The following is a 25,337-nucleotide window of genomic DNA, read 5'->3' as shown; positions in this document are numbered from 1 at the left end:
TTTTCCAGAGCAGCGTTGTCATCTTATGACGCCATTTATGCACTGCTCAAATTATTTCACAAAAACAAAAATCCATGCAGGAGGCCAGGTTTTGGCCTGAGCACCTCTTCACCTTTGGGTAGCAGCCACAGTCAGCTTCATTTATGCTGTTTAATGAGTACTCTGTATAATGGAACAAAAAACCATCACTCTGCTGGAGTTTAATAAAGTCCTGCGGCATTTGAGTAATGAAGCTGTTTCCTCTTCCGGAAAGGAAGCCTGCTTAAATACTGCCGTGATCACTTCTTCAGAAGAATTGACTTCCAAGACTGAATTCTTGCGGGAAGTCATGTCTTGTTGTGCTGAATGCGGATTAACCATAAATTCATTCCCGGACATTTCTTCCAGCCTGAACAGGGTAAGGCAGACAGACCATATTGTGCAACTGGAAGAATTCTGGGAAATAAGGGCATTTTTACAGCAGGCTAATGATTTTATTGCTCTCATTGACAACCTGGACTCACAAAGATTTGTCAGAATCAGTGAGACAAGGATTGATCAGACATGGCCGGACAAACTTTTCTCTGCGCTCCTCAGGTGCATCAGCAGTACTGGGGAGATAAGCGATGAAAGTTCTCCAGGGCTGTATTCCATAAGAGAAGAGATAAGGTCCATAAGGCATCAATGCTCTAAAAAAGTGAATGAGTCCCTGACCCATTCCAATATCTCTCATTATCTGCAGGATGAATACCTGACCATTTCTTCAGACAGATATGTGCTGGCGCTGAAGTCCAACTTTAAAGGCAAGCTGCAGGGGATTATCCATGATTATTCCCAGACCGGCGAAACCTGCTATTTTGAACCGTTTTATCTCACCGAACTTAACAACAATCTTCAAAAACTCAAAAGACAGGAACGAGAGGAACTTAATCGAGTTCTTGAGTATCTGACAGATGTTTTTCGCCAGGCACAGCCCGGTCTTGATCTCTTGCTGCAGTGGATGGTCATGATGGATGTCATGCTGGCCAAGGTCAAGTTTGCCCGTAAACTCAATGCTTCCTTTTTAGATATCTCCAAAGAAAGCCGTGCTCTGCGGCTGAAAAATGTACGGCATCCATTGCTGGTGCTGGGTGGCTTCGATGCTGTACCTGTAAATATTGAGCTGGATGAAGGCCAGCATGCGCTGGTGGTATCCGGAGGTAATGCCGGAGGCAAAACGGTTTGCCTTAAAACACTGGGGCTGGCAGCTTTGATGGCCTTGTGCGCCTTACCGGTCCCTGCGGCTGAAGGCAGTTCCATTCCCATGTGGAACAAAATTTATGTTTCCATGGTTTCTGAGCAAAGTGTAGAAGACAGCCTGAGCACCTTCACTGCTCAAATTGATCATTTCACAAAATTCTGGCCACATGTTGATGCCGGAACACTAATTATTCTGGACGAATTTGGTGTGGGCACAGATCCCGGTCAGGGAGCTGCACTGGCCCAGGCCGTTGTTGACGAACTGGTGGAAAAAGGAGCATGGGTGGCTACTGCTACACACTTTCCATCATTGAAAGCTTACGCACTATCCAGGAAAGAGGTGCGTGCTGCTTCTGTCCTTTTTGATAATATCACAGGCAAGCCTTTATACCGGTTAGCCTATGACCAGGTTGGGGCCAGCCTGGCTCTGGATGTGGCTAGAAAACAGGGGCTTGCTTCAGAGATTATATCCAGGGCTGAAGAGTACATGCTCATTGACGGTCAGAAACAGGATGAAATTTTTGCAAGGCTCAATGACCTTGCAGTAAGGCGAGAACATAAGCTGCAGGATCTTTCTGAGCAGGAAAAGAAGTTTCAGAAAAAGTACAGCAAAATGTTGTCAGATTTAAACCGTGAAAAGCAGGAATTGATCAGTGAGGTCCGAAACTGCTCTAAGCAAATTCTGGATCAGTGGGAAAAGCAGAAGATCGGGCGCAAAAAAGCCTTGAAGGAAATGTCCAGCTTGAGAAGCAAGCTTGAGTCCCAGTCACAGCAAGAGAAAATCTCTCCCCAAAAATGTACTACCTGGGAAGATGTTTCCCCAGGGGACAGATTTATCTACCAGCCCTGGCAGAAACAGGGAGTAATTCAGGAAATGGATGACAGGAAAAAGCAGGTCAAGATTGATCTGGGAGGTATATCTCTCTGGGTCAGGCCAGATACTCTTGTTTCTGTCCAGACAAATGAGACTCAAACTCAACATACCTTTTCCAGAGCTGCGGATAAAGTTATGCCGCTGCGACTCGACCTCAGGGGTAAATATTCAGATGAAGCGTTGCAGGAACTTGAACATTATCTGGACCGGGCTGTGCTTGAGGGGCGAAAAAATATAGAAATTATTCATGGCAAAGGCACCGGAGCTCTGCGAGAGGCTGTTCACCATCATTTAAAGCATAGTCCTATGGTGCAAAGTTTTGCCTGCGCTTCTGAAGAATCAGGAGGTGCCGGCATGACTGAGGTGGAGTTGCAATAACTCTAATGGGGGCTGTGCCCACACAACCCAACTTAAACAATGATCGTTAATTGGGGGGATATCTGAAGGAAGAAGGCTGAAGGAAGAAGGCTGAAGGAAGAAGGCTGAAGGCTGAAGGCGGAAGGCGGAAGGCTGAAGGAAGAAGGCTGAAGGAAGAAGGCTGAAGGCTGAAGGAAGAAGGCTGAAGGCTGAAGGAAGAAGGCTGAAGGCTGAAGGAAGAAGGCTGAAGGAAGAAGGAAGAAGGCTGAAGGAAGAAGGCTGAAGGCTGAAGGAAGAAGGCTGAAGGAAGAAGGAAGAAGGCGGAAGGCTGAAGGAAGAAGGAAGAAGGTTTAAGGCTGGAGGTTGAAGGCTGTGGGGGATGGAGGCTGAGGATTTTTGCTTATGATTAATGTACAGTTGCAGGAAAAGTTCCGTCAAAGATAACAACTTTGCGCTTGGCTCAGGGACTGTCTCCGGCTTCAGACTTTCTGCAGTGCAGGGCTGGACAAGTGAGTCTAATGACTTAACTTTCCTGATTGGTAATTATCATTGATTTTTTATGTCAGGGTTTGAGTTGAGCCTTATTTTTCGGGGAAGGTGTCAGGCTGGGATATTAATCGTTTTTTACAGGCGGACTGATGGCGGTCATAGACTCAAATACAATAGCTGAAATTAAGTCAAAGCTGTCCATAGTCGATATCATCAGCAGATATATTGAACTTAGACCTGTGGGAGACAGATGGTCAGCTCCATGCCCTTTTCACGAAGAAACAAAGCCCTCATTCACGGTTAGCCCTGATAAGGGCTTTTATTATTGCTTCGGGTGTCAGGCTGCAGGGGATATCATTGAATTTTATAAAAATATCAATGGATTGGATTTTTCTGAAGCAGTGCGCCAACTGGCTTCGGAAGCAGGGGTAGAGATTTCCTTAGAGAAATCAGAAGAAAATATTGAGAAAAAAAACAATGTCAGCATTGCCCAGGAAATCAACTCCTTAGCCGGAAAATTTTTTATGGATTGCCTCTGGTCCAGTCAGGGAGAGGAAGCCCGAAAATATTTAAGCGCACGTAAAATATCTCAGGAAATTGTCAGATCTTTTCGACTGGGATGGAGTCCGGATGGCTGGCAGGAATTGACTAACTTTCTTGGTCGGAGAAAATTTTCTCCTGAACACGGTGTCATGGCCGGAGTGCTCAGCCAGAATAATCGGGGTCGCATATATGATCGTTTTAGAGCCAGGCTGATATTTCCCATCATCAGTCTGTCTGGCATGGTCGTGGCCTTTGGTGGGCGGGTAATCGGCGAGGGAGAGCCCAAATATCTCAACAGCAGTGAAAATCCAGTATATACAAAAGGAGAACATCTCTACGGCCTGTATCAGGCAAGAAAGCACATAACTCAGACCAGAAAGGTTTTTCTTACAGAAGGTTATCTCGATGTCCTGGCCCTGCACCAGTATGGATTTGCCAACAGTTGTGGGGTATTAGGAACAGCTCTGACCAGAGCTCAGGTTCGACGTCTCTCTGGATTATGCCGTGAAGTGATTGTTTTGTTTGATGGTGACCAGGCCGGCAGAAAAGCTGCTTTCAGGAGTGCGGCCATGATTCTCAGTGCTGGCCTCAAGTGTCAGGTCCTAAACTTTCCAGACTCTGAAGATGCTCACAGCATTCTGGTGCAAAATGGGGCTGACCATTTTGACGAACTGCTTAAACAGACTGATGAGGGCCTGAGATATTGTCTGTCATTTCTTAATGCTGACAGTTCTCCAAAAGAGATGATGGCCTGGGTAAACGGTTTTCTTGGAGGGCTTAAGGATTTCTCCCTGAAAACATATTATATCCCCAAAGTAGCAGGGCTTTTGGGGCTCACCGAAACAGAGCTTAGAAAGGGCCTCAAGGATAAGCAGCCCGGAAAAAGACCACCCCGTGCAGAGGGAAAAGATAATGAGAATGTTCACAAGCCATGTCTGAGAGATCTGGAGATACTGACTTTTGCTGTTTGTTTTCCTGAATACAGAAATCATCTGGACCAGAAAAACCTTGATATTGTTTTAAGCTCCAGCTGGTCCAGAACGTTCTGGAACAAAATAAAGACCAAGTCGGACAAGGATGAAGAACATGGTTTTGACGCTGGAGAACTGGACTTTTATTACCGTGCCAGGATGCAGGAGTCGTCTCTAAAAGTAAATAAGGAGGAAATTTTTAATGAATTGTCAGGGTTCATTGATGAAAACTACCTGACCTTGATTAGGCAAAATTACAAGCAGGCCCTGATCAGGGCCCAAAAAAACAATGACAAAGATGAAATTAAAAGAATCCTTCGCATGATGCAGAGTGTGTATAATGATAAAATCAAATCAATATAGAATTTTCAAGGGGGGGCAATGCGCAGCATCAAAGATGTACAACAGATAAAAACACTTCTGGCTGAGGGCAGGAAAAAAGGTTTCCTTACATTTGAGGAAATTAACAAGGCCTTGCCCTCTGACGTGACCACTCCTGACCAGATCGAAGAGATTATCTCGATTTTTGATCAGCTTGATATTGCCATAGTTGACGGAAAGATGGGTAAAACCATGTCGGTAGTACCTGAAGATTCCGAGACCATTGCCGAGACTCTGGCTATCAATCTGGAAAAATTGGAGGATGTTTCAGACACTCTTTCCAGAAGCAGTGATCCTGTACGCATGTACTTGCGTGAAATGGGAGCAGTAGGTTTGTTAGACAGAGATGGCGAGGTGGTGATTGCTAAAAAGATTGAAGCCGGTGAGATGGAAGTGCTCTATTCTCTCGTGGAAGTTCCTGTGGCTGTTGAAGAACTTATCGGAGTTGGCGAAGATCTGCGAAAGGAACGTATCAAGCTGAAGGATGTGGTCAAGACCATTGAAGAGGATGATCCCTCTGAGGAAGAAATGAATCAGCGAGAGAGGGTGATTTCTCTGTTGGAAGAGGTCAAAAATATTTACCGCAAGAGGCGCAATGTCTATGAAAAACTCAATGACTGCGCTCGGCTTGACCGCAGAGTCTATGGTATGCAGAAAAAAATCATGGATTATAAAGATGACATAGTGGAGTGTCTGCGCAACATTAAAATTGAAAAGACGCTGATTGACAGGATCATTGAAACTGTGAGTGATTATGTGCGCCAGATGTATAACTGTCAGCGTGATTTGAGTGCCTACATACTTTCTCTCGGACTTTCCAATGAAGAGCTTTTTTCTCTTTTGGAAAAGTTAGATAAAAGAGAAATTAATCCAGTAGCAGCGGCTGATCAATTGGATATGACCATAGAGGAGTTGTTTTCCTTCAAGGAAATGATCTATGGCAAAACTGAAATTTTAGAGCGCCTTGAGCAGAAGTGCATGCATAACGTGCATGAGCTTGAGGAAATACTATGGCGCATCAGAAGGGGTAATCATGACGCTTTGAAGGCCAAGCAGGAACTTATCAGGGCTAATTTGCGTCTTGTGGTGAGTATTGCCAAGAAATACACCAATAGGGGCCTGCAGTTTCTTGACCTTATTCAGGAAGGTAACATCGGCCTGATGAAGGCAGTGGACAAATTTGAATATCAGCGCGGTTACAAGTTTTCCACTTACGCCACCTGGTGGATCAGACAGGCCATAACCAGGGCTATTGCAGATCAGGCGCGTACTATCCGCATTCCCGTTCATATGATTGAGACTATTAATAAACTGGTGCGTACTTCAAGATATCTTGTCCAGGAACTTGGCCGCGATCCAAGTCCGGAAGAGATAGCCGAGCGCATGGACTATCCTTTGGAAAAAGTTAAAAAGGTCTTGAAGATCGCCAAAGAACCCATCTCCTTAGAAACTCCTATTGGAGATGAAGAAGATTCCAGCCTCGGCGATTTTATTGAGGATAAAAAAGCAGTGGCTCCTGCAGATGAAGTGGTTAATTCCAAGCTTTCCGAGCAGATTGCCAAAGTTCTTGCAGAGTTGACCCCAAGGGAGGAACAGGTTCTGCGCAAGCGTTTCGGCATTGGTGAGAAGTCGGATCATACCCTGGAGGAAGTGGGCAAACTATTTAACGTCACAAGGGAGAGAATCAGGCAGATCGAAGCCAAGGCCCTGCGCAAGCTAAGACATCCTGTTCGCAGCTCTTGTCTGAAAACCTATTATGAAACTTAGATGACATTTTTGCCATTGGGAAGTTTTTCCTGGACTGGCCCTCCCGGAACCTGATAGCCCCTTAAACAACACGTTTAAAACATCGGCCGATGCACAAGTGGATCTCGGAGCGCTTGTCTTCTTTTATAATGGATCAGGAGTGTTTATGTGTAAAGTATTTAGAGTCTTTTTTATATTTTTATTTTGTCTGTTTTTGTATGGGCTGGCAGGTGCTCAAGATGTTCGTGTAGCATGGGTGCCGGACGGAGATACAGTAATCTTAGACAACAGAGAAGTTGTCCGCCTCAAAGGCATAGATGCTCCTGAGACAGGTTTTGATGGCGGACAGGATCAGTATTTTGCCAGAGAAGCTACACAGCGCCTGGAAGATCTGGTTATGGGCAGAACCATTACCATGCGTACTGGACAGGAACCCAGAGACAGGTTTGGAAGAACTCTTGCCTACCTTTATCTTCCTGATGGACAAAATATCAATCTGTTACTTATAAGAGATGGTTATGCATTTTACTATCCTCATGAACAGCAGGATGAAGAGATCTCATCAAGACTGCTGAGAGCCCAGCGCCAGGCCATGGAACAGAACCTTGGATTCTGGCCGGAAATTTTTACGCTTGATGAATTAGATCTAAATTTCGTTGGCAACAGGCGATCCCAGCGTTTTCATGTAGCTACTTGTGGATATGGCCAGCGCATCTCTCCTCAAAACAGGATAGAATTTTCTTCAATTTATGATGCTTTTTACGCTGGCCATGCACCATGCAGGCGTTGCTCTCCCTGGCCTGATGCCAGATAAACTTTTGCCAGCAAAACTTACTATGGTTAGATAAAATATATCTGTTTAGCGCTTTTAAGGAAAGCAGGGGACAGGCACTCCGGGAGCCACTTGAGCATCAATTTGTGCTCAAAATGACTCATTTTTGGGACAAGTGGGTCCCGGAAGAGCCAGTCCCCGTGCCACATCCAAAGCGCTAAACAGATACGATAAAATGATTTTATCGGGGTAATTTATTGTTTTCAGCTGGAAATTTGACAACACAACATAAACAGGGAGCATTACGCTTTTCTGAAAACATAAATAATGAGCTGTGTGCCATAGCTATTTTGGGATTAAAGCCTGATTTTAACAGCATGGCACGGCTTCCTGCCCGGAGGCTACAGCCCGGAGGGGGACTGCCCCTGACTTTGGGACTGTCCACAATCGATCTTTCAGAAAAGTGTAAAGCTTTGGTACAAGGAGATGAATCATGGATGACTGGGTTATTGTAGCAACATTTGATGAGATGAGTGAAGCTGTTAATAAGGAAAAGGAACGGATTGAAGACATGGCTGTTGATGTTGGCCTGATGCCGGAGCAGGTTGTAAAAATCCAGGATAAGGACAACAAGGTTTTTATTGTGATTCACCCTGAGTTTTACTCATATTACGAAGGTTAATGGCCTCAAGGTGGATTTTTTATGAATACAATGTTATTCTGGCAGACTTTGGCAGTTTTTGGCCTGAGCAATGTGGACTGGTCCTACTGGCCGTTTGGAGAAGGTTTCACAGGAAGCTGGATCCTGACCCTGTCAAAGTTTGTCTTTATAGGGGTTATCCTTGCTGTCATCCTGGGTTTTTTACGGATACTTTTCGGGCCAAAGGGGATTTTCAGAGACAAGGAAATGGATCTGGAAGCTGAGCAGGAGCGGGAAAGAGTTCGGGAAGCAGTGGATATCCTGCGCCAGCGACTGGCCAAAGGCGAGATAAGCGAGGATGAGTTTGAGCATAAGAAATGGCTTCTGGAAAAATGAATGATTACAATTATTTTGAATCTTTTTTCAACAACTATGCTCAAAGGTTCATCCAGGCCGCAGATAATGACCCCAATATCAGCTTGAAAAAAGATCATTCACATAATGTAGCTGAACAAGCCCGCTGTATTGCAGAAAGTGAAGGCTTTCCCGGCGGGCTTGTCTTTTTGTGTCGATTGACCGGTCTGTTTCACGATATTGGACGCTTTGAGCAATATCGGCAGTTCAAAACTTTTAAAGACAGTGAGTCTGTCAATCATGCCGGTCTGGGGTTTAGAATCATTACAGCAGAACCGGTGTTTAACTGTCTGAGCATAGCTCAGAAAAGGGATCTGCGCCTTGCAGTGCTTTTTCACAGCCGCATGAAAATACCCGTTGGTCTGCCTTTTACAACGGCATCTGTATGTAAAGTCCTGCGCGACGCTGACAAACTGGACATTTATCCCATCATGCTTTCCCATCTGACTCCGGGCAACGCCACCAGTACAGTTGTTACTCTGGGCCTTGATCCTGAGAATCGGGTTTCACCTGAAATACTGGATCAGGTCAGTCAGGGCAGACTGGGTGAATACTCTGCCATGCGGTACGAAAATGACTTCAAACTGCTGTTATGTTCCTGGGTTTATGACCTGAATTATGATTATTCCCGTAAATTTGTTTTAGACAATGGCTATCTGGACCAAATTTTTGATCTTTTACCTTCAGCCAATGATATTAAACGATTGAGAATACAGGTCATGGATCATCTTGTCCGGTCTTCTTCCTGAAGCTGCCTGAATATAAATCCGTCAAGACTTTTAATCAGTTTTTTGTAAAGCCCCCCATAGCCGGGAAATTTTCCAAAGAGTATTATTTTCTGTTCCTGCAGTTCTTTATTGGAGCTGCACTCCGGGGATGAAGGTGCCAGGGCCATGGCCAGCCGCTCATGGCTTAAGTAGTCCAAAAGCTGGTCAAGAAAAGTATTCATTGCTGAAGAAAATTCCTGCTGGCATTGTTCCCAATAAAGTTCTGCATCAGGTCCTGGCAAAGTGGATAAAGCCTGGCAGATCATTGCATAAAGAAAGTTTATGGGCGATCCGGGCACTCCTCTTCTCCAGCCAAGCAGCCAGGGGGTGCGCCAGAACAGAAGGAACTGGCTCTGGCTGATTTTTATTGCGTGATCCATGCCTTTTTTGGCTTTTAGCAGCACAGTATTGTTCCACATTGGGATGAAGTTTTTCAGGTCCCAGAATATCTGGTCCGGCTTGAAACAACTTTGTGAATAGGTATTTCCAAGGGTTTTCGCGAGCAAATGGTACAATACTGTGTTGGCCTGGTTAGATTCAGGAGTTTCAAGGTGGGAGTAACTCAGATAGTATTGTCCCTGGCCGTAAACTCCCTTGATCAGGCAGGGTTCGCCGTTGATAAGTTGTGGATTCAGGTTAATGCCATAGATTGATTCCCACCTGCTCAGATCCTGTCCGGAAATCTGGGAAAGATTGAGATCAGAACTCCAGAAGTCAGGTCCTGGCGTGGAATAAGTTATTAGAACCTGGACGCGGTCACTGGTTTTACTGGGTTGAAATTGCGAAGGCCACCATACAGGAAGCATGAGGCTGTCCTTGTCCTGGACCGGTAGTTTCAGCTCTGGAGAAGCTTTGCAATAAACATGACCACTGAAGTTGGGCAGTCTTTCATTAAATGGCTTTCGTCCCCAGGGACACAGTTCCAGACATGGTGCATGGGGTGCAGCTTCAAGGGCCATACCGGCACCGCCGCAAAAGCCTATGTACGTTCCACCCTGGCGCACGTAAGTTCTGATGTTGTCAAGCCCCTGCTCGCTTAGACTTAAGGCCTTGAGCCTGGCCCATCCTCCTGGAACCAGCAGCCCGGCAGGAGGATTTGCATCAAGAAGGCCTGACTTTACAGCCTTGGAGTCGATAACCTGAAATGGGACCCTTAAGCTTTTCAGTGATCTTGCAAGCATCACTCCCCAAAGATGAGATTCATCCCAGAGCATATAGAATGTTTTGTTCTGCTGCTTCATATTCTGCTGCTTTGTGGTTCAAGTTGTTTTATGACAGGGTTCAGGGAATAAGTTGCTAACGCAGGCTGTGCCCACAACCCAGTTATCTGTTATCTGTTAATTGTTATTTGTTATTTGTCATCAGGGTAAGGCAGTGAATTCAGGCTTTTGTTTTTTAACCACTAACCATTAACTATTAACTGATAACAATTTCTTGTTTTTTCTACAGGATTCAGGCGGTAAGTCACTAAATGTCATTGTAGTGATAAGAACTTAAAACAAACAGAGCAATGGAACTTCTAAGGTTTGGCTGCCAGGTTATTTTGCTGAATTTTCCTGATGGCCCTTGCCCTGCATGATGGCTCTCCCTGATTTCGGCTTTGAGTTTACGGCACAGCAGAACAAAATCATCCACTGTAACTAATCGAATGTTTGGGGTTTCATACCATTCATATGGTAAATCCCGGTTAACAGGCAAGCGTCCCTTAAACATGAGCTGCAGCCTGATTCTCCAGTGAGCAAAGTTGGGAAAAGTGACAATCACCTGATTTGCCGCCTGAAGAGAGGCCTTTAAAAGTTTTTCCGGGCTGGGAACACTCAGTAGAATCTGGTTGAGAATGATCAGGTCGAATGCTCCAGGCTCGTAGTCACTGATGCTTTCCATAAGATCACTTTGGATCACCCTGAGTCCTCTTGCCAGACAGTCCGCCACCTGTTCAGGATCCAGCTCCACCCCAAGTTCGTCAATACTTTTCAGGTCCTTGAGCATGTGCAGCAGTTCACCCTTACCGCATCCAAGGTCCAGAACACGGCTTTTGCTGCGGGTCAGACTGCAGATGATCTGGTCAAAATACCTGTCTCGATCCTGACTGGCAGACCAGTTAATATTTTTATCCACAAGATCATTGTTCATCTTCGGATCTCACTTTCGAGTCTGGTGAGAAAGCCTGACACAACCTCACCCATTCTGTTGCCTGGCAGCAGAAAAGCGTCGTGGCCCTGATCACTGCCAACATTGCAGTAGGAAACATGTTTACCAGCCATACGAATGGCTTTGACCAGCTCTTGAGAGCATTCAGGCGGGAAAAGCCAGTCGCTGGTAAAGGAAATTACCAGAAATGAGCTCTGGCATTTTTCAAAAGCAGCTTTAAGACTGCCATAATCAGCTTCGAGATCAAAATAATCCATGGCTTTGGTGATAAACAGATAAGTATTGGCATCAAAGCGCTTTACAAAAGAGCTTCCCTGGTAGTGCAGATAGCTCTCTACTTCAAAGTCTGCTTCAAATTTATAACCCCTGGTGTTGCCCTGAATGAAGCGTCTGGAAAACTTGCGCAGCATGGCATCCTGAGACAGATAGGTAATATGGCCGATCATCCTGGCCAAAGCGAGGCCAGAGGCAGGTGGGCTTTGTGGTTCATAAAGACCAAAATTCCATTGAGGATCACTCATAATGGCCTGCCTGGCAACTGCGTTAAAAGCAATGCTTTGCGGTGACATTCTGGCTGTGGTGGCAATGGGCAGAGCACCGTGCACCATTTCCGGAAACTGGATGGCCCATTGCAGTACCTGCATCCCGCCCAGGGATCCGCCAATGACAGCGAGAAGGCTCTTTATGTTGAGATGGCTGACAAGCCACTGCTGGACCTGGACCATATCCCTGACAGTGTAAAAAGGAAAATCAAGTCCGTAGGGCTTTCCTGTGGCTGGGTTTATGGAGGTCGGACCTGTGGTGCCTTTGCAGCCCCCCAGAAAGTTGCTGCAGATAATAAAATATCGATCTGTATCAAGACATTTGCCCGGTCCGATAAGCATATCCCACCATCCGGGTTTTTCACCTTCAACACCAGTGTGATATCCTGCAGCGTGTGCATCTCCTGTCAAGGCATGGCAGACAAGTATGGCATTATTTTTATCCGGGTTCAACTCACCGTATGTCTCATAGGCAATTGTGACTGGATGCAGTCTCTGTCCGCAATCAAGATTAAGAACATAATCATCGCCCTGAAAAGTTACCTTCTCAGTGGTGACCAAGCCTACCGATTTATTTCCAAACTCGCAAACGAGGGACATGCAAAACTCCGAAAAATGGCTCAGATTAAAAAGTCAACCCGCAAACTCCCAGCATGAGCGCGTAAGTCAAACCATAACACAGATGCTTGCAAAGAATTTTTGTCTGTCCAGTAACAAAAAAACAAGTGGTTGATACCTGTGAATAATTATATCGACTTTGTTGATGACAACCAACTGAAAAATGGTGACAATCTGTCACTTTTACATTAATAGTAACTCACCGGACGTGCCCAAGACCTGACAGACAACTGAATTTTCAAGGTCCAATTCCCGCATATGTCCCTAAGGAGGAAAATAATGAGTGTCAAGGATAAGGGTTTTATGACCAGATGTCTGCATGCTGGACATAACCCGGACAAAGATACCGGATCCAGGGCTGTGCCCATTTACCAGACAACAAGCTATATGTTTCAGGACTCAGACCATGCGGCCAGGCTGTTCGCCCTGCAGGAGCCGGGATACATATATTCCAGGATCATGAACCCTACAACAGATGTGCTGGAAAAAAGGCTGGCAGCCCTGCACAACGCTCCAGGAGCTCTGGCAGTTGCCTCTGGAATGTCTGCTGTTTTCTATGCAGTTACAGCCATTACTTCTGCGGGCCAGAACATTGTTTCCGGCAGCAACCTTTACGGTGGTACGCATACCCTTTTTGCACATACCCTGAAAAGATTTGGGATTGAAGTCAGGTTTGTGGATTCTTCTAATGTTGAGAATTTTTCCCGGGCCGCAGACAGTAACACCCGTCTTTTTTTTACTGAGACCATTGGCAACCCCAAATGCAATATTGACGATTTTGTGGGAATATCCCGCAGGGCTGAAAAGATTGGAGTACCTTTTATTGTAGATAACACCCTGGTGCCTCCTCCCCTGTTCAATCCCTTTGCCTGGGGAGCTCATATAGCAGTATATTCACTGACTAAGATGCTTGGGGGGCACGGCAACAGTATTGGTGGAGCCATAGTGGAAAGTGGTGAGTTTGACTGGCGCAGCTCTGGTAAATTTCCTGAAATGACTGGGCCTGATGAGTCGTACCATAATCTTAATGTATGGGAGCACATAGGATGCGGCAGCCAGGACAGCTCTGAATGTTCAATTTTTACCACCAAAATTAGAATCGGTCTTTTGCGGGATACTGGAGCTGCACTGGCACCCATGAACAGTTTTCTGATTCTGCAGGGATTGGAAACTCTGCCCCTTCGAGCAAAACTTCACTGCGAAAACGCCCTGACAATAGCTCAGTTCCTTGAAGGTCACTATGCAGTAACATGGGTCAACTATGCCGGACTGCCGTCTCATCCTAATAATTGGAGATGCCAGTCCATGTTTCTTAAGGGGTGCGGCGCTGTATTTGGTTTTGGAGTAAAAGGCGGACTTAAGGCTGCAAAGAAATTTGTTGAATCTGTAGAGCTTTGTTCTCATCTCGCCAATATACTGGATGCCAGGACCCTGGTCATACATCCGGCAGGCACAACTCATCAGCAACTGTCTAAGGAAGAACAGATCCAGGCGGGTGTTACTGAAGACATGATCAGGATTTCCGTTGGGCTGGAAAATATTGAAGATCTTTTAGATGATATTGATCAGGCCCTGGAAAAGTCGCAAACAGTTTAGGTTCCTGCTGGAAGTTTCAAACACATTTCAAAACAACAGTAGTTGCTCACGTGGCCCCTGGACTGTCTTTAGACTACTTTTTTTAAAATATGAGCAAAATTGCTATCAATAATCATGTTGTTTCTTTCCAGCTTCTTCCAGGAGAAGAAAGTATAATATAAAAGACTGCTGGACGAGCAATGATCCGGCAGCAGGCGGAGTTTCCCATGGACGAAGAAAGGCCCCTGAAACCCTCAAAAAAGGATGACGAACTAAAATTTTGTATTGGCTCAGGTAATTATGATCCTGAATATCCAGTATTGAAATTTCTTAAACTAATCATCCGCTATGCTGTAGTGGTTTTGGCCATTACCATGACTCTGGTCATAATATGGGGGGTGGGCGATGTTATCTGGGTTCTGGTAAACAGACTGCAGGAACCTCCGTACATGCTTCTCAGCATAAGTGATATCCTGGCAACCTTTGGTGCTTTTATTGCCGTGCTTATTGCCATAGAAATTTTTGTCAACATCACTCTTTACCTTGACGGCAAGATTATTCATGTCAAGCTTGTTCTGGCTACAGCTCTCATGGCCATTGCCAGAAAGGTTATTATCTTTGATTATGAAAAGCTGGGCCCTGAATATGTCTGGGCCACAGCTGCGGTTATCTTTGCACTTGTTGTGGGGTATTGGCTGGTGGATGAGTGATGTTGGAGGGACCGATTTAAGAAATTGTTATCAGTTAACTGTTAATAGTTAATAGTTAACTGTTAATAATTAATGGTTAATGGTTAGTTCTTGCGGCTCCAGCCGTTTCTTCAAAATGTGGCTGGAGCCACAAAAAAAGAGCTGTTCCCAGGCTGGAGCCTGGGAACAAGAAAAACATCATTAGCGCGAGATTGCTTCGCTTCGCTCGCAACAAGGATTGCCGCGCTCGAAGACTCGCTCGCAATGACACCTGAGTTGTCAGGGATGTACTTGCTGAAAACCTGTCATCCACGAGGGAGCCTAAGCGACCGAAGCAATCTGTATGGTAAAACCATAATACCCTGATTTTATTAGTAATTAACAAATAACAAATAACAGATAACAGATAACAGATAACAGATAACAAATAACTGTGTTGTGGGCACAACCCGCATTAATAAACACTATTATGCTTAGTGAAAAGTGTGTAACCAGTATTGTTACAAAAGCTGGAGTTGAAGAAGTTTCCGAGCACCTGCTGAAAGAAACACCTTTTGCAGTGAATCTCAATGATGAGCCTGCAGGATCGTCCATGGTTCTGGCTTCAAATCTTGAGGAATTTGGCGTTGGCTTTCTTTTTGGCCGTGGTCATTTGACTGCAGAGGCACAGATTCTGGAAGTAAAAGTCTGCCCGGAAGGCAGGGTCGATGTTTACGCAGATGTAAGCATGAATCCGGATGAAGAGATGATCATAACTTCAGGCTGCGGTGCCACGGGACAGATAGCGAAAAGACTTTTAAAGGAGGATTTTCCTGTTCTGCCTGATTTTCAGATTGATTTTGCCTCCCTGAAAGATCTGGTAACAGGGTCCCTGTCTGCCTCAAACCTGTCACAGCAGACCCATTGTGTCCATGGATGTGGATTTTTGACCAGCAAAGGGTTTGAGGCCTGTTATGAGGATGTTGGCAGGCACAATGCTGTAGACAAAGTGATGGGGGCAATTATAATGGGAAGATTTTCCCGCACAGGCGCAATATATACTACTGGCAGACTGACATCGGATATGGTTCTCAAATGCGCCCGCATGGGCATACCCATTGTCCTCTCGAGAACCGCTCCATCGTCATTGGGTCTTGAAATAGCGAGAAAAGCGGGCATAACTCTTGGAGCCTATGTTCGTCCCGGCAGAGTTAATGTCTTTAATGCACCCGGCAGGATAATCAGTGGCTAACTGCTGGCTGCATTATTTTTTTGGTTACAGCAGTTGCAGGAAATCTGAATTATCAGTGAAAATCAGGAATGATCGAGCCTGGAAAGAACTTTTTGACCGCCGATATAGTTGGCCATAACCCGTCCCTGTAATGTCTGGCCAAGACAGGGTGTATTTTTACTCTTTGAAAGCATGCTCTCAGAAGTGACCTTCCATTTTTTCTCCATATCAACCAGTATAAAATCAGCAGGATCTCCCTTGGAAAATCTGTTTACAGGAAATCCAAATAGTTGGGCAGGATTGTGAGACATCAGTCCGCAAAGATCGGACAGATTGATGACCCCGTCCCTGACCAGCTGCAGGCAGATGCTTAGAGCTGTATCTAACCCTGATATTCCATTAGGGGCCTGGGCAAAAGGTACTTCCTTTTCAAAGTCTGCATGAGGAGCATGATCAGTTGCAATGATGCTTATAACACCGCTTTTAACTGCGTGACGCAAGGCCAGAACGTCCTTTTTGGTGCGCAGGGGGGGATTAACCTTTGCCAGGGTGTTGTAGCCCTGAACAGCTTCTTCGTCCCATACAAGATAATGGGGACATGTTTCAGCGGTTACCGGAATGGACTTTTCCCTGGCCCAGGCAATGAGCTCGACAGATTCTTCACAGCTTATATGAGCAAGATGTACGGGTGTATCAAGATAAGCTGCAAGCAAAATATCTCGCGCGGCCTGCATACTTTCAGCAGTTGTGGGTATGCCCTTTAGCCCGAGATATCCTGACAGCCTGCCCTCGTTCATTACTCCGTCTGCAGCAAGATAAGAATCTTCACAATGGTCGATGACCAGCATATCTAAGTCGGAAGCGTATTCCATGGCCCTGCGGAAAAGCTCGTTATCCTGAACCGGCAGACCGTCATTGGAAAAGGCTTTGCATCCGGCATCCTTGAGTTCTGCCAGTGGAGCAAGCTCTTTGCCCTGGAGATTTCTGGTCAGAGCGCCCACAGGATGCACATAAGGCCCGTAAGGATGATGGACCTGATTTTTTTCCAGCATCAGCTTAGTGACTGCTGAGTTGTCATTGACCGGTGCTGTATTGGCCATGGCCATAACCCTGCTGAACCCTCCACCAGCTGCCGCGCCAAGGCCTGAATTTATGTCTTCCTTATACTCAAAGCCTGGCTCACGAAGGTGGACGTGTACGTCAATGAGGCCAGGCATGATAGTACACCCTTTACCGTCGAAAGTATTATCTGAAGAGTCCAAACTCATCCGGCCCTGAACAAATGAGTCTATGGTATTGTCTTTAATTATCAGAGTGCCGGATTGATCATTCAGGAAAACATTTGTTATCTTTAAAGTTGCCATTTAATCCTCCTGAATTTCCTGTTCATTTTTGTTGCCAGTGCAATATAGAAAAAGCAGAGCCATACGCACGGCAACTCCGGATTCAACTTGATCCAGAATCAGACTGTCTTTTGAGTCTGCCAGCTCTGATGATATTTCAATGCCTCGATTAATGGGACCCGGGTGCATGACTCGAACATCCGGCCCGGCATTGCAAAGATGGTGTCGTGACAGACAATAGCGAGAGGCGTATTCCCGGATATCAGGCAAAAGGCCGGCTTTCTGACGTTCAAGCTGGAGGCGTAAACTGATGACAGCGTCAACCCCCTTGCAAGCATCAATTAGATTGTTGTAAACTTTAACCGGCCAAGTATCCACACCCGAAGGCTGCAGTGTTCTCGGAGCGCAGATACGCACATTGCATCCCAGTCTGGTGAAAAGTTTGATATCTGATCTTGCCACTCTGCTGTGAGCTATGTCGCCGAGAAGAAGCAGGTTTTTACCGGTAAAGTTGCTGTGCCATACCTGGTTAAGGGTCAGGCCGTCCAGAAGAGCCTGGGTAGGGTGGGCGTGCCATCCATCGCCTGCGTTGATGACGCTGCATTTGAGGTGCTTGGAAATAAAGCCGGCTGACCCGCTTAAGTTGTGGCGCATGACAATGACATCAGGCTTCATGGCCTGCAGGGTGAGTACTGTATCCTTAAGACTCTCGCCTTTTTTCAGGCTGCTGCCTGATGTAGCAAGAGAAAAGCTGTCCGCGGACAGTCTCTTAGCAGCCATGTCAAAGGAAGTCTTGGTGCGGGTGGACGGTTCGGCAAAGAAAAGAACAACACTTTTTCCCTTGAGGATGGGAACTTTTTTGATGCTCCTGGAATTGATCTCAATGAATCTGGATGAAGTGTGGAAAATATGTTGGATTTCTTCGATAGACAAAGACTCAATGTCCAGAAGGTCCTTGTGAGTCCAGTTCATTATTCACCTTTTGTGTCAGTTGAGCGTTTTTTACAAAAAAATGGTGGTAGCTGTTTGTTCAAAGTTTGTGGCTGTTTGTGGGTCATGCTCGCAAGCCGTAAAGATTTTATACCAAAACCTACTCATGCGCAAGGATATTATACGTAATGTCAAGCTGTATCAGTAGACTGCCTTTTACGATATAAATCAGCCCTTTTATCGGCAAAAACAGGACTATGGTCATGCAAGTGATTAAAAATTATCATCTCAATAAGCGGTTTAGGTCTTGACCTCAGCGCGATAAAAAGTCAAAAAACCAGCTTGCGGGTGAAAAGACCTGGAATTGGCTTTTTTTCCAGGGCTTTTTATTCGGCAAACACAACGGGGAGGAAGGTTCATGAAAAAATGTCTGATGTTTTTATCGATTTTGCTTATGATGACTGTGGGAATTGCCAGTGCCCAGGACTCAATAAAGATAGGGGCAGTGGTGTCTGTGACCGGAGCTGCATCTTTTCTCGGCGAACCGGAGCGCAACACTCTAATCATGCTTGAAGATCAGATCAATGCCGATGGCGGCATTCTGGGCAAGAAGCTGGAAATTATTATTTATGATGATGAAACAGAGGTCAATAACGCAGTACTTGCCGCAGACAGGCTGATCAGACGCGATCGGGTTCAGGCAGCAATCGGGGGCACAACATCAGGAAATACCCTGGCCATCATGAATAACTTTGCACGGGCACAGATACCTCTGGTGTCCATGGCTGCAGCCGAGCGCATTGTCAATCCCATTAATCCCTGGATATTTAAAACCCCACAATCCGACCGCCATGCCGTGACCAGAATTCTGAATCACGCCAGAGAACAGGGGCATAACCGCATTGCTATTTTGACAGTTTCCGACGGTTTTGGCCAGGCAGGAAGGGAAGTGTTAAGAGAGCTTGTACCTGAATTGGGTTTTGAGCTTGTAGCTGATGAAATTTACGGCCCCAGGGACACTGATATGACTTCCCAGCTGACCAGAATCAGAAACCTGAGTCCGGATGCCATAATCTGCTGGGGAACCAACCCCGGCCCGGCAGTCATTGCTCGCAACAGACACCAGCTCAGGTTGGATGTACCTCTATACATGAGTCATGGAGTTGCTTCGAGGCGTTTTATTGAGCTGGCCGGAAGTGCATCTGAAGGTTTGCTTTTACCCCTTGGCCGTCTGTCTGTAGCTGATCAGATCCCGGATGATCATCCGCAGAAAGACCTGCTTACAAGATATATTGCAGATTATGAGAGCAGATTCAACACCCCTGTGTCCTCTTTTGGAGGTTACGCATGGGATGCATTGATGCTCATAAAAGAGGCTATTGAAATGGGCGAGTCTGCAGAGTCACAATCAATTAGAGACAATCTGGAGAAAATTCAGGGTTTTGTGGGAACTGGCGGCATTTTCAACATGTCTCCTGAGGATCATAACGGCCTTGATGAATCTTCTTTTGTAATGGCTGTTATTGAGGATCAGGACTGGGTGATTGTTTCAGAGTAAGTCAGGGGTCAGATATCAGAGGTCAAGGGGCAGAGATCAGAAGTCAGGTATCAGGGAGTTGAGTTCTAATCTCCTCACTAAGGCGGCCCGGGACCGAGCCTGCGAGTAGCTTATACCTATCAAAACCTGGATTCCGGCTTTCGCCGGAATGACGGTAAAGAGTAAAAATTTGCTTTAACCGTCACCCCGGACTTGATCCGGGGTCCAGTTTTTTATAGTTACTTGCAAGCTCCTTACCCGGGCTGGCCAGGACCAAACCTGTGAGTAACTTATACCCCGTCGTTCCCAGGCTCCAGCCTGGGGACGTTTAGTTCTTGCGGCTCCAGCCGCTTCTTCAGAATGTGGCTGGAGCCACAAAAAAGAGGAAAATAACCTTAGCACGTTAGGGATTGCCGCGCTCGAAGACTCGCTCGCAATGACACCTGAGCTGTCAGGGATGTGGTTGCTGAAAACCTGTCACCCACGAGGGAGCCTAAGCGACCGAAGTAATCTGTATGGTAAAAGCATAATATTCTGAATTTATTTATTATACGGTCAAGTTACTTGTAAGTAGACAGTGGAGTTGCACTATAGCCTGGCACGGGGACTGTCCCCAGTCGTCTTTTCAGGTTACGTTCAACCAGGAACAAAGAACCAAGAACGAGGAACGAGGAACCAAGAACGAGGAACCAGGAACCAGGAACCAAGAACCAGAAACCAGAACTTTTAACTCTCAAGTTAGCGATAAGCCTAACCAAATTATGGATCTAAGCAGTTTCCTTCAATACCTCATATCCGGATTGACCGTTGGCAGCACATATGGACTGACTGCCCTGGGATTTACCATCATCTTTAATGCCACCAGGGTCATTAACTTTGCTCAAGGTGAGTTTGTTATGATGGGGGGAATGCTTTCGGTCTTTTTTATGAGCGCTCTGGGAGCCGGTCTTATGCCGGCCATTGTTCTGGCCATAACCTGCACCACCATTGTCGGTGTCTGCATGGAGCGCCTGACAATTCGTCCTGTTCAGGGGGCTCATGTAATAAATATCATCATTATCACCATAGGGGTGTCCATTTTCATCCGGGGTATGGTTATGCTGTTCCTCGGTAAAGACACTTATGTCCTGCCGCCCTTTTTCGGACAGGAAAACATTATCGACTTTTTTGGTGCTTCCATAATGCCTCAAAGCCTATGGATTCTGTGCATCACCATGCTGGTTCTGGCAGGTTTGCGGGAGTTTTTTAACAAGACAATTTTCGGAAAAGCCATGCTGGCCTGTTCTTTTGAACAAAAGGCTGCACACCTCGTGGGCATCAGTGTTGACCGCATGGTGATGTTCTCTTTTGCCATTTCGGCTCTGGTAGGTTCCATTGGAGGAGTTATCCTGACTCCCATTACCATGACCTCTTATGATGTAGGCATTATCCTTGGCCTCAAGGGGTTTGCTGCCTGTATCCTGGGAGGACTTGGCAATCCATTCGGCGCTGCAGCTGGAGGTCTGATGATCGGAGTTCTGGAGGCCTTCGGGGCCGGATATATATCTTCGGCCTTTAAAGATGCCTTTGCTTTTATAATTTTGCTGGCCATTCTGTTTGTTAAACCGTCAGGCATTTTCGGCAAAGCCGAAATCGAGAGGGTTTGACAATGGAGGGAAGAAAAAGTTTATTTGCTTTTATTGTATTTGTGGTTATTGCCTATGGTTTTCCCTGGGTCCTGACCAATGACTACTACCTGAGCATTTTGATCCTTTCAGGCATTACCGCCATTGGCGTTGTAGGACTTAATCTTCTTCTGGGGTATGCAGGCCAGATCTCCATAGGCCATGCTGCCTTTTTTGCAATTTCAGCTTACACTTCCGCTATCTTGACCACAAATTATGGACTGCCGGTGTTCGCTGGCATGGCAGTGGGTATTGTCTTGTCCGCTGTGGTGGCTGTTGTCATCGGCATACCCGCCCTGAAGCTCAAAGCTCTGTCCCTGGCCATGGCTACTCTGGGTTTTGGGCTGATTGTATATATCTGCCTCAATGAAGCCATTACCTTTACCGGAGGGCCATCAGGCTTTGTCGGCATTCCAAGGTTCAATATTCTGGGGCATTATTTTTATTCTGATCTGCACTATTATTATCTTGTCACCGGGGTCTTGACTCTGGTCATTATAATATCTTTAAATATTATCAATTCCAGGGCGGGGCGGGCCCTGAAGGCCATCCACTCCAGCGAGAACGCAGCCCGGGTCATGGGTGTCAATGTGGCCAGGTTCAAGCTGTTCGTTTTCGTGCTCTCAGCATTATTTGCAGCCACAGCAGGGGGATTGTATGCCCACTACCTGAGTTTTGTGGCCCCATCGTCTTTTGATTACCATTTTTCCATCAAACTTATTGTCATGGCAGTACTGGGAGGTATGTCCAGTGTGTGGGGAGGGGTGCTGGGAGCTCTGTTTCTGACATCCATGCCGGAGTTTTTGCGTATGTACGAAGAACTTGAAACCATTCTTTACGGCCTGATTCTAATTTTGTGCATGATGTTCATGCCCACTGGAATAGTTGGTGGCTTCAGTAAACTTGCAGGCCTTTTTATGGGCCGGCATTCCAAGGGTGGCAAGGATGTCTGACTTCGTTGATTTGATGCAATGTAAAGATGTATATGTCCGCTTTGGAGGAGTTATGGCCCTGAGCGGGGTCAGCTTCAATGTACCTCAAGGCATAGTGTCTGCCCTCATTGGGCCTAACGGAGCAGGAAAGACAACCCTTCTCAATGTTATGACCGGCATGGTTATTCAGACAGAAGGAACCATCACTTTCAAGTCTCAAGATATTTCTCAGGCACAGACTCATGAACGCTCAGCATGGGGTATGGTCCGTACGTTTCAAAATCTGGAAATTTTTTCGCACATGACAGTTCTGGAAAATGTCATGACTGGTGCTCACAATCTGTTCAGCTACTCCATGCTGGATGCTGTTTTCAAGACACCTCGCTATTTTTCCCAGGAAAAAAAATGCCGGGATGCGGCTATGGAAAAGTTGAAGTTTGTGGGTCTTGAGGGAGACTGGAATCAAAATGCAGAAGATCTGCCATATGGAAAACAGCGCCTTCTTGAACTTGCCAGGGCCATTTGCGGAAAGCCTGATCTTCTGCTTCTCGATGAACCGGCAGCAGGGCTCAACCCAAAAGAAACCAGGTCCCTGGCCGAGGTTATCGCCAATGTCCGTTCAAAATTAAACATCACGATTGTACTGGTGGAACATGATATGGATCTGGTCATGAATGTCAGTGATTACATAACTGTTCTTAACTTTGGTCAGGTCATAGCCCAGGGAACACCAGGAGAAATTCAGAATAATCCCGAAGTCATCAAGGCTTATCTCGGAAGCGAGGACTAAAGGATATAAAGGACTGCTGAGTAATATGCTGGTTATTAAAAATATTGATGTTTTTTACGGCAATGTACATGCGGTAAAAAGGGTGTCACTGCACGTGGATCAGGGAGAAATCGTTGCCCTGATCGGCAGCAACGGGGCAGGCAAGACCACTTTGCTCAGCACTGTATCCGGCCTGATACGAGCCAAAAGCGGGACAATAGTATTTGATGGGCAGCAGATCAGCAGGCAAAAACCCGATAAAATAGTTAAGACTGGTGTATCCCAGGTGCCCGAGCGCAGGCTGGTATTCAAACCTCTTTCGGTTGAAGACAATCTGCTTCTTGGTTCCTACCATCGTTACAGCTTAGGTAAATCCAGAGCTATTTCTCAGGATATTGAGGAAATTTACACCATGTTTCCGGTTCTTGGAGAACGCAGGAACCAGGCTGCTGGCACCCTGTCAGGTGGTGAGCAACAGATGCTGGCCATTGGCCGGGCATTAATGGCCAAGCCAAGACTGCTCCTGCTTGATGAGCCGAGCATGGGGCTTGCTCCTGCAGTTTCCCAGATGATCTTCAGGCATGTTTCCAAGTTGCGGGACGAATTAGATGTTACAGTATTGCTGGTAGAACAAAATGCCAGAGCTGCTCTCAAAATATCTGACAGAGGATATGTTCTTGAGACAGGCAGAGTTATCGTACAGGGAACTTCTCAGGAACTGGCCCGCAATAATGATGTTCAGCGTGCTTATCTCGGAAGGGATCAGGAAAGTTAAGAGGGCTGGATTTTACTTTGCAACTGCATATGTTCAAATTTTCTGTAATGCATATTACCCGTCTGCAGCCAGTATTGCGGGTGATGGCCTGGTAATGGAGAAAGATTAATGTATTTTGAAAAAAAATATGAGTGCATGAACCGGCAAGATCTTGAACACCTTCAACTGGAGCGATTGCAATCGGTTTTGACCAGGGTATCCAAGAATGTTCCGTTTTATCGTCAGAAGTTTGCTGATCTGAAAATTGACCCTTATGACTTTGACTCTATTGGCGATGTGATTAATTTGCCATTTACAACCAAGGCTGACCTGGCCCACCATGCACCTTACGGGCTTTTTGCAGTACCGCTGAGGGAAGTAGTCAGGCTGCATGGCACATACGGTCTCCGGGGAAAGTCAGTAGTTGTGGGCTATACAATAAATGATATACATCGCTGGTCTAAGCTCGCGGCAAGGGTGCTCATGGCCGGGGGCGTAACCAAGGATGATGTCATTCAGGTTGCCTATAATTACGGGTTGTCCACCAGCGGTTTTGGAATTCACTACGGGGCCGAGGAAATGGGTGCAGCTGTTGTTCCTGTTTCCAGCGGCAACACCAGTCGGCAGATAAGTATAGTGCAGGACTACAATGTTACCACTCTGGTCTGTCTGCCCAGTTATGCCCTTTATCTCGCGGACCGGCTTGATGAAATGGGCATTAATGTCAATGCCCTGAACCTAAGGACTGGCTTGTTCGGTGAAGAGGCCTGGTCTGAAGAAACAAGATCTGAAATACAAGACAGGCTGAAAATTACTGCTGCAGATAATTATGGACTGAGCGAGCTTATGGGGCCGGGTATTGCGGGTGAATGTCTTGAACGAAAGGGCATGCATATAAATGAAGATCATTTTCTGCCCGAAGTTATTGATCCCGTTACCTTAGAACCTGTAGAGCCCGGACAGGCAGGTGAACTGGTAATCACCACCCTGACCAAAGAAGCCTTGCCCCTGGTGCGCTTTAGAACAGGAGATTTGACCAGGATTGTGTACGACCAGTGTTCCTGCGGCAGAACTTTTGCTCGTTTGCAGCGTATTGCCGGGCGTTGTGATGACATGCTCATTGTTCAGGGTATAAATGTATTTCCAGAGCAAATCAGTTCCATTTTATCAGGATTGCAGGGTAAGAATCTCAACCATCAGATTGTGCTTGAGCGTGAGGGGCGCCTGGACAAAGCCACAGTCCTGATTGAAGCAGATGTGCTGGTGCCGGACAAGATCAAAGAGCAGCAGAGATTTATTGAGACACTCAAACAGCGCCTGACCATGGAGCTTGGGGTGTTTTTTGAGGTCCGGCTTGTTGAGCCTGCCAGTATGAAGCATGAGGGAGACGCTATCGTACCTGTTGTGGATAAAAGGACTTTTTGATGATCTCATTGCAAGTTCTTATGCTG

General features: G+C 46.2%; 21 protein-coding genes. 16 read left to right on the top strand and 5 right to left on the bottom strand.

The genetic code is table 11. From position 1 onward, the window contains the following. Positions 1-169: 169 nt before the first annotated feature. The 7 genes from LZ23_RS17930 (at position 170) to LZ23_RS17890 (ending at position 9,154) form a co-directional block, all read left to right on the top strand. Positions 170-2,470 (top strand): endonuclease MutS2, encoded by a 2,301-nt coding sequence (locus tag LZ23_RS17930; protein WP_045216418.1) that lies wholly within the window; start codon positions 170-172, stop codon positions 2,468-2,470. A 617-nt stretch (positions 2,471-3,087) separates the two neighbouring features. After that, a complete protein-coding gene (gene dnaG / locus LZ23_RS17920; protein WP_045216415.1) occupies positions 3,088-4,815 on the top strand; it encodes a DNA primase in 1,728 nt (575 codons plus the stop codon). Positions 4,816-4,833: 18 nt separating this feature from the next. After that, positions 4,834-6,600: an RNA polymerase sigma factor RpoD gene (gene rpoD / locus LZ23_RS17915; RefSeq protein ID WP_045216414.1), complete on the top strand. Its 1,767-nt coding sequence runs from the start codon at positions 4,834-4,836 to the stop codon at positions 6,598-6,600. Between the two features lie 145 nt (positions 6,601-6,745). After that, a complete protein-coding gene (locus LZ23_RS17910; protein ID WP_052507495.1) occupies positions 6,746-7,393 on the top strand; it encodes a thermonuclease family protein in 648 nt (215 codons plus the stop codon). A gap of 451 nt (positions 7,394-7,844) precedes the next feature. Then, complete coding sequence (locus LZ23_RS17900) at positions 7,845-8,033, top strand: hypothetical protein (protein ID WP_045216412.1); 189 nt, start codon at positions 7,845-7,847, stop codon at positions 8,031-8,033. A 21-nt stretch (positions 8,034-8,054) separates the two neighbouring features. Next, complete coding sequence (locus LZ23_RS17895) at positions 8,055-8,387, top strand: SHOCT domain-containing protein (protein WP_052507494.1); 333 nt, start codon at positions 8,055-8,057, stop codon at positions 8,385-8,387. Further along, the gene (locus LZ23_RS17890) at positions 8,384-9,154 is read left to right on the top strand and encodes an HD domain-containing protein (RefSeq protein ID WP_198146043.1); all 771 of its coding nucleotides are present in this window, start codon (positions 8,384-8,386) and stop codon (positions 9,152-9,154) included. Before LZ23_RS17895 ends, LZ23_RS17890 begins: the two co-directional genes overlap by 4 nt. Here the strand turns inward: LZ23_RS17890 and LZ23_RS17885 are convergent. The 3 genes from LZ23_RS17885 to metX all read right to left on the bottom strand — a co-directional run bounded on the left by LZ23_RS17885 (position 9,130) and on the right by metX (position 12,465). Continuing rightward, complete coding sequence (locus LZ23_RS17885; RefSeq protein ID WP_045216411.1) at positions 9,130-10,413, bottom strand: BPL-N domain-containing protein; 1,284 nt, start codon at positions 10,411-10,413, stop codon at positions 9,130-9,132. The genes LZ23_RS17890 and LZ23_RS17885 overlap by 25 nt on opposite strands. A 226-nt stretch (positions 10,414-10,639) precedes the next feature. Beyond that, on the bottom strand, positions 10,640-11,305 hold the full coding sequence (gene metW, locus LZ23_RS17880; RefSeq protein WP_052507492.1) for a methionine biosynthesis protein MetW: 666 nt from the start codon (positions 11,303-11,305) through the stop codon (positions 10,640-10,642). After that, positions 11,302-12,465, bottom strand: coding sequence for a homoserine O-acetyltransferase MetX (metX, locus tag LZ23_RS17875; RefSeq protein ID WP_045216409.1), 1,164 nt, complete (start codon positions 12,463-12,465; stop codon positions 11,302-11,304). Before metX ends, metW begins: the two co-directional genes overlap by 4 nt. Before the next feature lie 297 nt (positions 12,466-12,762). On the opposite strand from metX, the gene LZ23_RS17870 reads away from it, so the two are divergent. The 3 genes from LZ23_RS17870 to LZ23_RS17860 all read left to right on the top strand — a co-directional run bounded on the left by LZ23_RS17870 (position 12,763) and on the right by LZ23_RS17860 (position 15,978). Further along, positions 12,763-14,079 (top strand): O-acetylhomoserine aminocarboxypropyltransferase/cysteine synthase family protein, encoded by a 1,317-nt coding sequence (locus LZ23_RS17870; RefSeq protein ID WP_045216408.1) that lies wholly within the window; start codon positions 12,763-12,765, stop codon positions 14,077-14,079. A 206-nt stretch (positions 14,080-14,285) separates the two neighbouring features. Continuing rightward, entirely contained in the window at positions 14,286-14,768 is a 483-nt protein-coding gene (locus LZ23_RS17865) for a phosphate-starvation-inducible PsiE family protein (protein ID WP_052507505.1), read from the top strand. 448 nt (positions 14,769-15,216) lie between these two features. After that, the gene (locus LZ23_RS17860) at positions 15,217-15,978 is read left to right on the top strand and encodes a formate dehydrogenase accessory sulfurtransferase FdhD (protein ID WP_045216406.1); all 762 of its coding nucleotides are present in this window, start codon (positions 15,217-15,219) and stop codon (positions 15,976-15,978) included. Between the two features lie 62 nt (positions 15,979-16,040). On the opposite strand, the gene LZ23_RS17855 is transcribed toward LZ23_RS17860, so the two are convergent. Both LZ23_RS17855 and LZ23_RS17850 read right to left on the bottom strand, forming a co-directional pair. Then, positions 16,041-17,321 carry a dihydroorotase gene (locus LZ23_RS17855; RefSeq protein ID WP_045216405.1) on the bottom strand — a complete coding sequence of 427 codons (1,281 nt, stop codon included), beginning with the start codon at positions 17,319-17,321 and terminating at the stop codon, positions 16,041-16,043. Further along, positions 17,322-18,272, bottom strand: a complete 951-nt coding sequence (locus LZ23_RS17850) for an aspartate carbamoyltransferase catalytic subunit (RefSeq protein WP_045216404.1) — start codon at positions 18,270-18,272, stop codon at positions 17,322-17,324. Positions 18,273-18,648: 376 nt separating this feature from the next. Between LZ23_RS17850 and LZ23_RS17845 the strand changes: the two genes are divergently transcribed. The 6 genes from LZ23_RS17845 (at position 18,649) to LZ23_RS17820 (ending at position 25,311) form a co-directional block, all read left to right on the top strand. Further along, positions 18,649-19,788, top strand: coding sequence for an ABC transporter substrate-binding protein (locus LZ23_RS17845; protein ID WP_045216403.1), 1,140 nt, complete (start codon positions 18,649-18,651; stop codon positions 19,786-19,788). A gap of 740 nt (positions 19,789-20,528) precedes the next feature. Then, positions 20,529-21,413 carry a branched-chain amino acid ABC transporter permease gene (locus LZ23_RS17840; RefSeq protein WP_045216402.1) on the top strand — a complete coding sequence of 295 codons (885 nt, stop codon included), beginning with the start codon at positions 20,529-20,531 and terminating at the stop codon, positions 21,411-21,413. A 2-nt stretch (positions 21,414-21,415) separates the two neighbouring features. Then, entirely contained in the window at positions 21,416-22,384 is a 969-nt protein-coding gene (locus tag LZ23_RS17835; RefSeq protein WP_045216400.1) for a branched-chain amino acid ABC transporter permease, read from the top strand. Further along, a complete protein-coding gene (locus LZ23_RS17830) occupies positions 22,377-23,153 on the top strand; it encodes an ABC transporter ATP-binding protein (protein WP_045216399.1) in 777 nt (258 codons plus the stop codon). The genes LZ23_RS17835 and LZ23_RS17830 overlap by 8 nt, the downstream gene beginning before the upstream one ends. A 25-nt stretch (positions 23,154-23,178) precedes the next feature. Continuing rightward, a complete protein-coding gene (locus LZ23_RS17825; protein ID WP_045216397.1) occupies positions 23,179-23,907 on the top strand; it encodes an ABC transporter ATP-binding protein in 729 nt (242 codons plus the stop codon). Positions 23,908-24,015: 108 nt separating this feature from the next. After that, positions 24,016-25,311 (top strand): phenylacetate--CoA ligase family protein, encoded by a 1,296-nt coding sequence (locus tag LZ23_RS17820; RefSeq protein ID WP_045216395.1) that lies wholly within the window; start codon positions 24,016-24,018, stop codon positions 25,309-25,311. The last annotated feature ends 26 nt before the right edge of the window (positions 25,312-25,337 follow it).

The sequence above is a fragment of the Desulfonatronovibrio magnus genome, from assembly GCF_000934755.1.
GTDB lineage: Bacteria > Desulfobacterota > Desulfovibrionia > Desulfovibrionales > Desulfonatronovibrionaceae > Desulfonatronovibrio > Desulfonatronovibrio magnus.
Note: the sequence above shows the minus strand (reverse complement) of the source record. Positions and strands in the feature narration are given on the sequence as shown.

What these genes read in the sequence shown, in the direction of transcription:
- LZ23_RS17930 (WP_045216418.1), top strand. Translation starts at nt 170, where the DNA reads ATGGAACAAAAAACCATCACTCTGCTGGAGTTTAATAAAGTCCTGCGG.
- dnaG (WP_045216415.1), top strand. Translation starts at nt 3,088, where the DNA reads ATGGCGGTCATAGACTCAAATACAATAGCTGAAATTAAGTCAAAGCTG.
- rpoD (WP_045216414.1), top strand. Translation starts at nt 4,834, where the DNA reads ATGCGCAGCATCAAAGATGTACAACAGATAAAAACACTTCTGGCTGAG.
- LZ23_RS17910 (WP_052507495.1), top strand. Translation starts at nt 6,746, where the DNA reads ATGTGTAAAGTATTTAGAGTCTTTTTTATATTTTTATTTTGTCTGTTT.
- LZ23_RS17900 (WP_045216412.1), top strand. Translation starts at nt 7,845, where the DNA reads ATGGATGACTGGGTTATTGTAGCAACATTTGATGAGATGAGTGAAGCT.
- LZ23_RS17895 (WP_052507494.1), top strand. Translation starts at nt 8,055, where the DNA reads ATGAATACAATGTTATTCTGGCAGACTTTGGCAGTTTTTGGCCTGAGC.
- LZ23_RS17890 (WP_198146043.1), top strand. Translation starts at nt 8,384, where the DNA reads ATGAATGATTACAATTATTTTGAATCTTTTTTCAACAACTATGCTCAA.
- LZ23_RS17885 (WP_045216411.1), bottom strand. Translation starts at nt 10,413, where the DNA reads ATGAAGCAGCAGAACAAAACATTCTATATGCTCTGGGATGAATCTCAT.
- metW (WP_052507492.1), bottom strand. Translation starts at nt 11,305, where the DNA reads ATGAACAATGATCTTGTGGATAAAAATATTAACTGGTCTGCCAGTCAG.
- metX (WP_045216409.1), bottom strand. Translation starts at nt 12,465, where the DNA reads ATGTCCCTCGTTTGCGAGTTTGGAAATAAATCGGTAGGCTTGGTCACC.
- LZ23_RS17870 (WP_045216408.1), top strand. Translation starts at nt 12,763, where the DNA reads ATGAGTGTCAAGGATAAGGGTTTTATGACCAGATGTCTGCATGCTGGA.
- LZ23_RS17865 (WP_052507505.1), top strand. Translation starts at nt 14,286, where the DNA reads ATGGACGAAGAAAGGCCCCTGAAACCCTCAAAAAAGGATGACGAACTA.
- LZ23_RS17860 (WP_045216406.1), top strand. Translation starts at nt 15,217, where the DNA reads ATGCTTAGTGAAAAGTGTGTAACCAGTATTGTTACAAAAGCTGGAGTT.
- LZ23_RS17855 (WP_045216405.1), bottom strand. Translation starts at nt 17,321, where the DNA reads ATGGCAACTTTAAAGATAACAAATGTTTTCCTGAATGATCAATCCGGC.
- LZ23_RS17850 (WP_045216404.1), bottom strand. Translation starts at nt 18,272, where the DNA reads ATGAACTGGACTCACAAGGACCTTCTGGACATTGAGTCTTTGTCTATC.
- LZ23_RS17845 (WP_045216403.1), top strand. Translation starts at nt 18,649, where the DNA reads ATGAAAAAATGTCTGATGTTTTTATCGATTTTGCTTATGATGACTGTG.
- LZ23_RS17840 (WP_045216402.1), top strand. Translation starts at nt 20,529, where the DNA reads ATGGATCTAAGCAGTTTCCTTCAATACCTCATATCCGGATTGACCGTT.
- LZ23_RS17835 (WP_045216400.1), top strand. Translation starts at nt 21,416, where the DNA reads ATGGAGGGAAGAAAAAGTTTATTTGCTTTTATTGTATTTGTGGTTATT.
- LZ23_RS17830 (WP_045216399.1), top strand. Translation starts at nt 22,377, where the DNA reads ATGTCTGACTTCGTTGATTTGATGCAATGTAAAGATGTATATGTCCGC.
- LZ23_RS17825 (WP_045216397.1), top strand. Translation starts at nt 23,179, where the DNA reads ATGCTGGTTATTAAAAATATTGATGTTTTTTACGGCAATGTACATGCG.
- LZ23_RS17820 (WP_045216395.1), top strand. Translation starts at nt 24,016, where the DNA reads ATGTATTTTGAAAAAAAATATGAGTGCATGAACCGGCAAGATCTTGAA.